This is a genomic window from Bacillota bacterium (assembly GCA_029961055.1).
GTDB lineage: Bacteria > Bacillota > Sulfobacillia > JAIMAT01 > JAIMAT01 > JAIMAT01.
In genome coordinates this window covers 20,289-31,188 of record JASBVM010000008.1, presented here as the reverse complement: position 1 = coordinate 31,188, position 10,900 = coordinate 20,289, and the positions used below count along the sequence as shown (strand labels likewise).

10 protein-coding genes are annotated in these 10,900 nt (G+C 72.8%); 3 read left to right on the top strand and 7 right to left on the bottom strand.

What is annotated here, in order from left to right:
- The coding region (locus QJR14_03045; GenBank protein ID MDI3316593.1) for an AMP-binding protein at nucleotides 1–1,629 on the top strand (1,629 nt) is incomplete at its 5' end.
- 210 nt (nucleotides 1,630–1,839) lie between these two features.
- Complete coding sequence (locus QJR14_03040; GenBank protein MDI3316592.1) at nucleotides 1,840–3,036, top strand: S53 family peptidase; 1,197 nt, start codon at nucleotides 1,840–1,842, stop codon at nucleotides 3,034–3,036.
- A gap of 7 nt (nucleotides 3,037–3,043) precedes the next feature.
- Here the strand turns inward: QJR14_03040 and QJR14_03035 are convergent, their stop codons facing one another.
- Genes QJR14_03035 through QJR14_03020 form a run of 4 tightly spaced genes read right to left on the bottom strand, consistent with a single transcriptional unit; the run spans nucleotide 3,044 to nucleotide 7,763 of the window.
- The gene (locus QJR14_03035) at nucleotides 3,044–3,913 is read right to left on the bottom strand and encodes a hypothetical protein (protein ID MDI3316591.1); all 870 of its coding nucleotides are present in this window, start codon (nucleotides 3,911–3,913) and stop codon (nucleotides 3,044–3,046) included.
- Between the two features lie 54 nt (nucleotides 3,914–3,967).
- Nucleotides 3,968–4,834: a xanthine dehydrogenase family protein subunit M gene (locus QJR14_03030; GenBank protein MDI3316590.1), complete on the bottom strand. Its 867-nt coding sequence runs from the start codon at nucleotides 4,832–4,834 to the stop codon at nucleotides 3,968–3,970.
- Nucleotides 4,831–7,203 carry a xanthine dehydrogenase family protein molybdopterin-binding subunit gene (locus QJR14_03025; protein ID MDI3316589.1) on the bottom strand — a complete coding sequence of 791 codons (2,373 nt, stop codon included), beginning with the start codon at nucleotides 7,201–7,203 and terminating at the stop codon, nucleotides 4,831–4,833. The genes QJR14_03030 and QJR14_03025 overlap by 4 nt, the downstream gene beginning before the upstream one ends.
- Nucleotides 7,203–7,763 carry a (2Fe-2S)-binding protein gene (locus QJR14_03020; protein MDI3316588.1) on the bottom strand — a complete coding sequence of 187 codons (561 nt, stop codon included), beginning with the start codon at nucleotides 7,761–7,763 and terminating at the stop codon, nucleotides 7,203–7,205. Before QJR14_03020 ends, QJR14_03025 begins: the two co-directional genes overlap by 1 nt.
- Nucleotides 7,764–8,039: 276 nt before the next feature.
- Here QJR14_03020 and QJR14_03015 point away from each other — a divergent pair, with 276 nt between their 5' ends.
- Complete coding sequence (locus QJR14_03015; protein MDI3316587.1) at nucleotides 8,040–8,351, top strand: MTH1187 family thiamine-binding protein; 312 nt, start codon at nucleotides 8,040–8,042, stop codon at nucleotides 8,349–8,351.
- A gap of 36 nt (nucleotides 8,352–8,387) precedes the next feature.
- Here the strand turns inward: QJR14_03015 and QJR14_03010 are convergent, their stop codons facing one another.
- Genes QJR14_03010 through QJR14_03000 form a run of 3 tightly spaced genes read right to left on the bottom strand, consistent with a single transcriptional unit; the run spans nucleotide 8,388 to nucleotide 10,894 of the window.
- On the bottom strand, nucleotides 8,388–9,098 hold the full coding sequence (locus QJR14_03010) for an ABC transporter ATP-binding protein (protein MDI3316586.1): 711 nt from the start codon (nucleotides 9,096–9,098) through the stop codon (nucleotides 8,388–8,390).
- A complete protein-coding gene (locus QJR14_03005; protein ID MDI3316585.1) occupies nucleotides 9,088–9,867 on the bottom strand; it encodes an ABC transporter ATP-binding protein in 780 nt (259 codons plus the stop codon). The genes QJR14_03010 and QJR14_03005 overlap by 11 nt, the downstream gene beginning before the upstream one ends.
- Entirely contained in the window at nucleotides 9,845–10,894 is a 1,050-nt protein-coding gene (locus QJR14_03000; protein MDI3316584.1) for a branched-chain amino acid ABC transporter permease, read from the bottom strand. Before QJR14_03000 ends, QJR14_03005 begins: the two co-directional genes overlap by 23 nt.
- Between the last annotated feature and the right edge of the window lie 6 nt (nucleotides 10,895–10,900).

Here is a 10,900-nt window from a genome sequence, read left to right as displayed (position 1 = left end):
TTCCGCTGGCAGGTGCCCGAGCGGTTCAACTTCTCCCGGGACACCTTCGACCGGCACGCCGCGGCCGCGCCCGACCGCATGGCCATGCTCTGGGTGGACGACGAGGGCCACGAGCGGAGGATCAGCTTCGGCGAATTCCGCGACCGGTCCCGGCGCCTCGCCTCGGCCCTGCTCGGCCTGGGCATCCGTCCGGGGGAGCGGCTCTTCCTGCTCCTTCCGCGCCGGGTGGCCTGGTGGGAGAGCATCCTGGCCAGCCTCCGCGCCGGCATCGTCGTCAGCCCGGGCACCACCCAGCTGACCGCGCGAGACATCGCCTACCGGCTCCGGACCGCAGGGGTGGCGGCGGTGGTCACCGACGGCGAGAACGCCCCCAAGGTGGACGAGGCGCTGGCCGAGGTGGGCGGAGAGGCGGGAGGGGCAGCCGGTCCCGTCCACCGCATCCTGGTCGAGGGGCAGCGGGAGGGGTGGCTCGACTACGAGAGGCTGGTCGCCTCCGGCGATCCGGGCTTCGAGGGGAGCGACACCCGCGCGGACGACCCGGCGGTCCTCTTCTTCACCTCGGGCACGACGGGCTATCCCAAGATGACGCTCCACACCCAGGCCTCCAACGGCATCGGCCACTACGCGACCGGCCACTACTGGCTCGACCTGACGCCGGACGACCTGCACTGGAACCTCTCGGACACCGGCTGGGCGAAGGCGGCCTGGTCCAGCTTCTTCGGCCCCTGGATCGTGGGCGCGGCGATCTTCGTCCACCACAGCGCCCGCTTCCAGCCGCGGAAGACGCTGGAGCTGCTCGCGCGCTACCCCATCACCACCCTCTGCGGCGCGCCCACCAACTACCGGATGCTGATCCAGGAGGATCTGAGCGCCTTCCGCTTCCCCTCGCTCCGCCACTGCGTCGCCGCCGGCGAGCCGCTCAACCCCGAGGTGATCGAGGTCTGGCGCCGGGCCACCGGCCTCACCATCCGGGACGGGTACGGCCAGACCGAGACGGTCCTCTGCGTCGGCAACTTCCCCTGCATGGAGGTCCGCCCGGGATCGATGGGCAAGCCGGCGCCCGGCTTCCACGTGGCCGTCATCGACGAGGAAGGGCACGAGCTCCCGCCCCACCAGGAAGGGGACGTGGCGATCCGCATCCGCCCCGACCGGCCGGCCGGCCTCTTCCGCGAGTACTGGCAGGATCCGGAGCGGACGGCGCAGGTGGTCCGCGGCGACTGGTACCTGACCGGAGACCGCGCCTACCGCGACGAGGACGGCTACTTCTGGTTCGTCGGGCGCGCCGACGACGTCATCCTCAGCGCCGCCTACCGGATCGGTCCCTTCGAGATCGAGAGCGTCCTCCTGGAGCACCCGGCGGTGGTCGAGTCGGCGGTGGTGGGTAGCCCCGACCCCGTCCGCGGCCAGATCGTCAAGGCCTTCGTCGTCCTGGCCAAGGGCTGGGAACCCAGCCCCCGGCTGGTGGAAGAGCTGCAGGCGTTCGTCCGGGAGCGGACGGCTCCCTACAAGTACCCGCGCGAGATCGAGTTCGTGGACGAGCTGCCCAAGACGGTCAGCGGCAAGATCCGGCGCGTCGAGCTCCGCCAGCGGGAGGTCGCCAGGAAGCAGGGCGCGGCCCCCGCCCGCTAGACGCCCCGGCGGGCGACCGGTGTCGAAGCCGATCGTGGAAAGGCGGAAGACGGCGACGGTCCCTCGCCTCCAGTCGCCGGCCGCCGCGTCGATCCAGCGAATAGGGTGAGAAAGGGCCGTGGACAAGCGCCGCGGCTCTTCGACCCGACGACGTGCGCGAAGGAGGCGGAGGAGTTGGCGCAAGGCCGGAAGGGTGGCATCCACGGGCTTCTGTTCCGGGGAAGCAGGCGGGGGTGGCGGCGACTCCTGCCCCTCCTGGTGGCGGCGGTGCTTCTCGCCGCATCCTTCCCGGGAGCGGCCGCGGCAGGGGCCCCCGGCCCGAGCGGGAGCCGGGGACCGGCGGGGAGCGCCCGGCTCCCCATCCACGTCCGCGGCGCGGCCACCGCCCAGTACCAGGCGGGCTACACGCCCGCCCAGATCCGGCACGCCTACGGCTTCGACACGCTGGGCGCCACCGGCGCCGGCCAGACCATCGCCATCGTCGACGCCTACGGCAGCCCCACCATCCAGCAGGACCTGGCCACCTTCGACCAGCAGTTCGGGCTGCCTCCGGCCCAGCTGACCATCGCGTACCCGGGCGGCAAGCCCAGGAAGACCGACGGCGGCTGGGCGCTGGAGACCTCCCTGGACGTGGAGTGGGCGCACGCCCTGGCGCCCGGGGCGCGGATCCTCCTGGTCGTCGCTCGCACGGCCAGCTTGAGCGACCTGCTGCAGGCGGTGGACTACGCCAGCGGGCAGGGCGCCCAGGTGGTCTCGATGAGCTGGGGCGGGTCGGAGTTCTCCGGCGAGACGAGCTACGACGCCACCTTCACGCGGTCCGGCGTCGTCTACGTGGCCAGCTCGGGCGACAGCGGCACCGGCACCCTCTGGCCCGCCGTCTCGCCCGACGTGGTGGGCGTGGGCGGCACCACCCTGCCGCTGGACGCCCAGGGCGACCTGACGGGGCCCGAGAGCGCGTGGGCGGGGTCGGGCGGCGGCACCAGCCTCTACGAGCCGGAGCCCGGTTACCAGGTCTCCTACGGGATCGACTCGGGCGGCGCGCGGGCCGTGCCCGACGTCAGCTTCGACGCCGACCCCAACACCGGCGTGGCCGTCTACGACTCCACGCGCTACCAGGGCCAGAGCGGCTGGTACGTGGTGGGAGGCACCAGCTTCGGCGCGCCCAGCTGGGCGGCGCTGGTGGCGCTGGCCGACGAGAGCCGCACCGCGCCGCTCGCCGGGGCCGACAGCCTCCTCTACCAGCTCGCGACGGGCGCGCTCTACGCCCAGAACTACCGGGACGTGCTCACGGGCAGCAACGGGAGCTGCGGCAGCCTCTGCACCGCCGGCCCGGGATACGACTTCGTCACCGGCCTGGGCAGCCCGCTGGCGGGCTCGCTGGTGCCCGCGCTGGCCGCCGCGCCCTGAGGCCGGCTCAGGCCCCTGCCGACTCGGGCAGGAAGGAGGGAGCGAGCCGCGCGGCTCGCTCCCTTTCTTCGCGGCTGGGCGGCTCCGCCGAGAGGAAGGGGTAGAGGCGCCGGTAGGCGTCGCGGATCCGCTCGGCCACTTCCTCGCGGGAGGGAGCGGGGCGGCCGGGGGAGGGGTGGCGCTCGCGCCAGGCCTCCGCCACCGTCGTGTGGGCACCGGCCGCCAGAACGGGCGGGCTGGGTGCGGCCGCGGCCTCGTAGAACGCCCGGAGGTCGGCGACCATCGCCTCCACCTCGGCGCGCCCCCCGCCGACCAGGAGGACGGCGTGCCAGAGGACGTAGCCGGCGCGGCGGCGCTGCGCGGTGCCCGCCAGCTTCCTGCCGTCCGCGACCAGGTTCCAGCGCCCGTCGCAGAAGCTCCCCGGCACCGAGCCGAAGCCCACCTCCAGCCCCATCTCCGCCAGCGCCCGGAGGAGGCCGGCCGGCAGCAGCTCGTAGGCCTCGGCGATGGAGGGGAAACCCTCCCGGACGGGGACGGCGACGCTCAGGTTGAGGGTCCACGGCGAGTGGACCACCGCGCTCCCGCCGCTGGAGCGGAGGAGGAGCTGGTAGCCCTGCCGGCGGCACCAGGCGGAGGCCGCCTCCAGGTCGGCGAGGCCGGGGTCGTAGCGGCTCGTGACCAGCGACCGCCGGCCGGTCCAGAGCCGGATGAAGGGCGGCGCCTGGCCGCCGCCCGCGGCCTCGGCCAGCGCCTCGTCCAGCGCCAGGTTCCAGGCCGGCTCCTGCGGCCGGTCCTCGTCCACCCAGCGCCAGCGCAGCCGGCGGAGCCGTTCGAGACGGCCGCCGTGGGGCGGCGTGAAGAGGGGGGCGAACGCCATCTCGAGCCTCCGCCCCCCATCCTACCGCGATCCGGCCTCCGGTGGGCCCGCGGCTCAGGCGGCCGCCGCCGCGGCCTTCTGGAGCGCCTCCGTCATGTGGTGGCGGCAGAGATGGGCCCGGAACTCCCCGGAGGCGTAGAGGTCGCCGTTCACCTCCACCCCGTCGGTGGCGTGGGAGACCGCCTCCCGGAGGACGGAGGGATCCGGCTTGCGGCCATGCAGCGCCGCCTCCACCGCCTCCGCCCGGAAGGCGCTCAGGGCGACTCCGGTGACGCCGATCCGGGCCTGCTCGACCGAACCGTCCGCCGCCAGCCGGACCACGGCCGCCACGCCGACGACCGCATAGCCCGAGGCCGGGTGGGGGTGCTTGACGTAGGCGGTCCCCGTCCGCCCGCCCAGGAGCGGGAAGCGGACCTCGGTCAGGATCTCGCCCGGCTCCAGCGCGGTGGTGAACGGTCCGAGGAAGAACTCCCGCGCGGGGACCGCCCGCTCCCCGGACGGGCTGCGCAGGACCAGCCGCGCCTCCAGCGCCAGGACGACGGCGGGCAGGTCGGAGCTCGGGTCGGCGTGGGCCAGGTTGCCGCCGACGCTCCCGCGGTTCCGGACCTGGAGGTCGCCGATGGCCCCGGCCGCCTGCGCCAGGAGGGGGAAGGCCTCCGCCACCTGGACCGATCCGGCCACCTCGGCGTGGGTGGTGAGCGCGCCGATCACCAGCTCGTCCCCTTCCAGACGGATGCCGCGGAGCTCCGCGATGCCGCCGATGTCGACGAGCACGGGCGGTTCGGCCAGGCGCAGCTTCATCATCGGCAGGAGGCTGTGGCCGCCCGCCAGCAGCTTCGCGTCGGGTCCCGCCTCCTGGAGGAGGCGGAGCGCCTCGTCCAGGCTGGAGGCGCGGGCGTAGTCGAAGGCCGCCGGGATCACGCCGCCGCACCTCCCTTCCGGGCCTCCGCCTCGCGGACGGCCCGCCAGATCTTCTCGGGCGTCAGGGGCATCTCCAGGTGGTCGATGCCGAAGGGGGCGAGGGCGTCCATCACCGCGTTGACCACGGCCGGCGTGGAGGCGATGGTGCCGGTCTCTCCCACCCCCTTGACGCCCAGCGGGTTGACGGGCGAGGGCGTCTCCGTGCGGTAGGTCTCGATGGGCGGCAGGAAGCCCGCCCGCGGCAGCGCGTAGTCCATCATGGAGCCGGTCAGGAGCTGGCCGTTCTCGTCGTAGACCGCTCCCTCCCAGAGCGCCTGGCCGATGCCCTGCACCACGCCGCCGTGGACCTGGCCGTCGACGATCAGCGGGTTGATCACCCGACCCGGGTCGTCGACGGCGACGTAGCGGAGGAGCTTCACCTGGCCGGTGGCCGGCTCCACCTCCACCACGGCCACGTGGGTACCGAAGGGATAGACGAAGTTGGAGGGGTCGTAGAAGGCGGACGCCTCCAGCGCCGGCTCCATCCCTTCCGGCAGGTTCCAGGCCAGGTACGCCTGCAGCGCCACCTGCTGGATGGTCGCCTTCCGCTCCGGGACGCCCCGCACCTGGAAGGCGCCGTCGCGGAAGTCCAGGTCCTCGGGCGCCGCCTCCAGCATGTGGGCGGCGATCTTTCTCGCCTTCTCCGCCACCCGCCGGGCGGCCAGCGCCAGGGCCCCGGAACCCACCGGCGTCGTCCGGCTGCCGTAGGTGCCCCATCCCATCGGCGTCTGCGCGGTGTCGCCGTGCACGATCTCCACGTCCTCCACCGGCACGCCCAGCTCGTCGGCCACCACCTGGGCGAAGGTGGTCTCCTCGCCCTGGCCGTGGGGCGAGCTGCCGATGTAGACGTTCACCTTGCCCGAGGGATGGACCCGGACCACGGCGCTCTCCCAGAGACCGCCCTGGAAGCCGACCGCGCCCGCCACCCTGGAGGGGCCGAGACCGCAGATCTCCACGTAGCTGGAGAAGCCGACGCCGAGGAAGCGCCCCTGTTTCCGCAGCTCCGCCTGCTCCTGGCGGAGCCCGGCGTAGTCCAGCGCCTCCAGCGCCTTGTCCAGCGCCCGCTCGTAGTCGCCGGAGTCGTAGGTCAGCCCCGTGGGGGTCTCGTACGGGAAGCGGTCGGCGGGGATGAAGTTCTTCCTCCGGATCTCCGCCGGGTCCATGCCGATCTCCCGGGCGTAGAGGTCGACCAGGCGCTCCAGCAGGTAGGTGGCCTCGGGCCGGCCGGCGCCGCGGTACGCCTCCACCGGGGTGGTGTGGGTGAGCACCCCGAAGACCTCCACGTCGACGTTGGGGATGGTGTACGGTCCGGCGGTGATCAGGCCGAAGAGGATGGTGGGGACGCCCGGGGCGGCCGTGGAGAGGTAGGCGCCCAGGTTGGCGACGGTCCGGATGCGCAGCGCCGTGAGGCGGCCGTCGCGGGTGCCGGCCAGCACCAGGTCCTGGACGTGGTCGCGGCCGTGGGTGGTCGCCCGGTAGTTCTCGGAGCGGTCCTCGGTCCACTTGACGGGCAGCCCCAGGTCGCGGGCGGCGAAGGCGACCAGCGCCTCGTCGGGGTAGAAGGGGATCTTGGAGCCGAAGCCGCCGCCCACCTCGGGGGCGATGACGCGCAGCTTCTGCTCGGGGATCCCCAGCGTCAGGGAGAGCAGGAAGCGGTGGATGTGCGGGTTCTGCGAGGTGACCCAGAGGGTCAGCTCGCCCGTGGCCGGGTTGTACTGGGCCACGGCGGCGCGGGGCTCCATGGCGGTGGGGATCAGCCGCTGGTTGCGGATGCGCCGGCGGACCACCACCTCGGCCTCGGCGATCGCCTTCTCGGCCGCCTCCGGGCCGTTCCCGGCACGCCAGTGGAGGACCACGTTGCCCGGCACGTCGTCGTGGACCTGGGGCGCTCCGGGTGCCAGCGCCTTCTCCGCGTCGACCACGGCGGGCAGCGGCTCGTAGTCGACCCGGATCTTCTCCAGCGCGTCCCGGGCAGCCGCGCGGCTCCCGGCCACCACCAGCGCCACGCCGTCGCCGGCGTAGCGCACGCGCTCGGAGGCCAGGGCGGGATGGGCCGGCGTCTTCAGGTCGGCCCCGGGGACCAGCCAGGCGGTGGGGATGGGGCCCAGTTTCCCCTCCAGGTCCTTGCCCGTGTAGACCCGGACCACGCCCGGCGCCCGGGCCGCCTCGGAGACGTCGATGGAGCGGATGCGGGCATGGGCGTGCGGGCTGCGCAGGATGGCCGCGTACAGCATGCCGGGCAGGTGGATGTCGTCGGTGTAGGTGGCGTGCCCGGTGATCAGCCGGGGATCTTCCTTGCGCTTGAGCGGGGTGCCGAAGAGGGTGGGCATCAGCGCGCACCTCCCCGTGCGGCGTCGCCCAGCGTGGTCCCGCCGGAAGCCCCCACAGGGCTCACGCCGGCGGAACGCAGGTGTTCGGCGGCCAGCCGGACCGCGGCGACGATGTTCTGGTAGCCGGTGCAGCGGCAGATGTTCCCTTCCAGTCCCTCGCGGATCTCCGCCTCGGACGGGTCGGGCTTGGACGCCAGAAGGTCGGCGGCGGTCATCAGCATGCCGGGCGTGCAGAAGCCGCACTGCAGCCCGTGCCTCTCCCAGAAGGCCGCCTGCAGCGGGTGGAGCCCCTCGATCCGGGCCTCGGGCGGGACCAGGTCGGCCAGACCCTCGACGGTCGTCACCTCGTGGCCGTCGGCCTGGACCGCCAGCGTCGTGCAGGACTTGACCGCGTGGCCGTCCAGCAGGACGGTGCAGGCGCCGCATTGGCTGGTGTCGCAGCCGACGTGGGTTCCGGTCAGCCCCAGCGTGTCCCGGAGAAAGTGGACCAGGAGCGTCCTGGGCTCCGCGCTCCCCTGGGCGGGCTGACCGTTGACGGTGAGACGGACGGTGACCTCCAAGCTGACACCCCCTTTGGGATGCGATGCGCGTGCGATCGCCGGTCCGTGCGCGGGTTCGGGGGATGGGCGAAGGATGGGAGAGAAAGCACTGTGACAAGTTGCTGAACAGCCTTTTCGCCGGAGCGGGGATGGCTTCCTTCCACGGGCGGGGCGGAGGGGGCGGGAGCGATGGCGGCAGGTCCGGGGGGCCGCGGGCGTCCGGACCGGCGCGGCCCGCGGTGGCAGAATGGGAGGGGAGGCGAGGCGCGGCGAGGGAGGCGGAGGGGAGGCGGGAGGATGGCGATTGTCGCGGTCAGCATCGCGCCGCTCGGCACGGGCGAGACCAGCGTCAGCCGGTTCGTCGCCGCGGCCGAGAGGGTTCTGGAGAAGGAAGCGCCCCCGGAGGTCCGCTACCGTCTCGACCCCATGTTCACCACGCTCGAGGGCGACCTGGACCGGATCCTCCGCCTCGTCCGGCAGATGGAGGAGGCGGTCTTCGCGGAGGGCGCGCGCCGTGTCGACATCGTCATGAAGGTGGATGACCGGCGCGACCGCCCCTCCAGCATGGAGGGCAAGGTCCGCTCGGTGGAGGAGAAGCTGGGCCACTAGGTGACCGGCCGCCCTCGCCGCCCGCCTCCCCCGCGCCTACCCCGCGCCGAGGTAGGCGCTGCGCACCTCCTCGCTGGCCGAGAGCTCCGCGGCCGGACCTGCGAGGGTGATCCGCCCGGTCTCCAGGACGTACCCCCGGTGCGCCACCTTGAGCGCCATGTGCGCGTTCTGCTCCACCAGGAGGATGGTGGTCCCCTGGGTGTTGATCTGCCGGATGATCTCGAAGACCTGCTGGACCAGGATGGGCGCCAGCCCCATGGAGGGTTCGTCCATGAGGAGGAGCCGGGGCCGGGCCATCAGCGCGCGCCCGATGGCCAGCATCTGCTGCTCGCCGCCCGAGAGCGTCCCCGCGCTCTGCCGGCGCCGTTCCGCCAGCACCGGGAAGCGCTCGTAGACCTGGGCCAGGTCGGCCCGGATCCCGGCGGCATCGCGGCGCTGGTAGGCACCCAGGAGAAGGTTCTCCTCCACGCTCATCTCCGCGAAGACCCGCCGGCCCTCGGGCACCTGGGTGATGCCCCGCGCCACCACCTCCTGGGGCGAGAGGCGCTGGATCTCGGCGCCGAGGTAGCGGATCCGCCCCGCGCGAGGGTGGAGGAGACCCGAGATGGTGTTCAGGGTGGTGCTCTTGCCGGCGCCGTTGGCGCCGATCAAGGTGACGATCTCCCCTTCCTCCACCGTGAAGGAGATCCCGCGCAGCGCCCGGATGGGCCCGTAGTTGACCTGAATCTCCTCCAGCTCAAGAAGCATCGGCCGGGACCTCCTCGCCCAGATAGGCCTCGATCACCCGCGGGTTCCGCCGGATCTCCTCGGGGGTTCCGCGGGCGATCTCCACCCCGTGGTCGAGAACCAGGATGCGGTCGCAGACGGACATCACCACCGACATGTCGTGCTCGATCAGCAGGATGGTCAGGCCGAAGCCGCTGCGGATCGAGCGGATCAGCTCCATCAGCGCGCGGCTCTCCTGCGGGTTCATGCCGGCCGCGGGCTCGTCCAGCAGGAGCAGCTTCGGCCCGGTCGCCAGGGCGCGGGCGATCTCCAGCCGGCGCTGGAGGCCGTAGGGCAGGCTGCTGGCCGGTTGCCGGGCGACCGCCTGGAGATCGACCAGGGCGAGCAGGCGCATGGCTTCCGCCTCCACCCGCGCCTCGTCCCGGTAGAAGCCGGGCGAGCGCAGCAGCGTGGCCAGGAAGGTCGGCGCCAGGCGCGAGTGGAGTGCGGCCTTGACGTTCTCCACCACGCTCAGGCCGCGGAAGAGGCGGATGTTCTGGAAGGTGCGCGCGATCCCCAGGCGGTTGACCTGGTGCGGCTTGAGACGACCCAACCGGCGGCCGTCGAAGTGGATCTCGCCCTCCGTGGGCGCGTACTCGCCGGTCAGCAGGTTGAAGACCGTGGTCTTGCCCGCCCCGTTGGGGCCGATCAGGCCGACCAGCTCTCCGGCCTCCACCTCCAGGTTGAGGTGGGAGAGCGCCCTCAACCCACCGAAGGCGATGCCCAGGTCAACGGTCTTGAGCAGTGCCACCGCCGGTCACCTCCGGGAGGTCGGGTGCGTCCGGGCTTCCTGGCGCGAGGGGGGAGAGGGGGGCCGGACCGGGCGCGGGCGGCTGTCGACCGGTCAGCCGCCGCCACAGCTGGCCCATCGACTCGAAGCTGACCTCACGGGTGCCGAAGAGACCGCCCGGGCGGAAGATCATCACCAGGACCAGCGCCAGCCCGTAGAGCACCATGCGCAGAGCGGCCAGCTGCTGGAGCGCCGCACTGAGCAGGGTCAGGAGCGTGGCGCTGACGATGCTCCCGGTGATGGAGCCGAGGCCGCCCAGGACGACGTAGACCAGGATCTCGAAGCTCTTCAGAAAGCTGAACGTGGTCGGCTGGATGACGAAGAAGTAGTGGGCGTACAGGGCGCCGCCGACGCCGGCGAAGACCGCGCCGAGGACGAAGGCGAGCACCTTGGTCTGCGTGGTGTCGACGCCCACGTCCTCCGCGGCGATCTCGTCGTCCCGGACCGCCTTCAGCGCCAGCCCCCGGGTCGAGTTGACCAGGTTCTTCACCGCCAGCACCGTGAGCACGGTCAGCACGAAGAGCCAGGCCCAGCTCGTCAGGCGGGGGATGCCGAAGAGGCCGGTCGCACCGCCCACGTAGTCGACGTTGTAGAGGACGGAGCGGAGGATCTCGCCGAAGCCCAGGGTGGCGATGGCCAGGTAGTCGCCGCGGAGCCGGAGCGTGGGAGCGCCGACCAGCACGCCCATGAGCGCCGAGGCGGCGGCTGCCATCAGCAGGGCCAGGGCGAAGGGGAGGCCGAGGCGCGTGGTCGCCACGGCGGCGGTATAGGCGCCCACCGCCATGAACCCGGCATGACCCAGCGAGAACTGCCCGGTGAAGCCGTTGATCAGGTTGAGGCTGACGGCGAGGATGATGTTGATGCCCACCGTGAAGACCTGGGCCTGCAGGTAGGGGTTGAGGGCCGGCACCAGCGCCTGGCCCGCCAGGAAGCCCAGCACCAGAAGGGCGCCGACGGCCAGGTTCTCCTTGCGAAGATAGGGCTCCATGGGCGG

Coding starts and splice junctions, on each gene's coding strand:
- QJR14_03035 (MDI3316591.1), bottom strand. CDS start 3,913: ATGGCGTTCGCCCCCCTCTTCACGCCGCCCCACGGCGGCCGTCTCGAA.
- QJR14_03025 (MDI3316589.1), bottom strand. CDS start 7,203: ATGCCCACCCTCTTCGGCACCCCGCTCAAGCGCAAGGAAGATCCCCGG.
- QJR14_03015 (MDI3316587.1), top strand. CDS start 8,040: ATGGCGATTGTCGCGGTCAGCATCGCGCCGCTCGGCACGGGCGAGACC.
- QJR14_03010 (MDI3316586.1), bottom strand. CDS start 9,098: ATGCTTCTTGAGCTGGAGGAGATTCAGGTCAACTACGGGCCCATCCGG.
- QJR14_03000 (MDI3316584.1), bottom strand. CDS start 10,894: ATGGAGCCCTATCTTCGCAAGGAGAACCTGGCCGTCGGCGCCCTTCTG.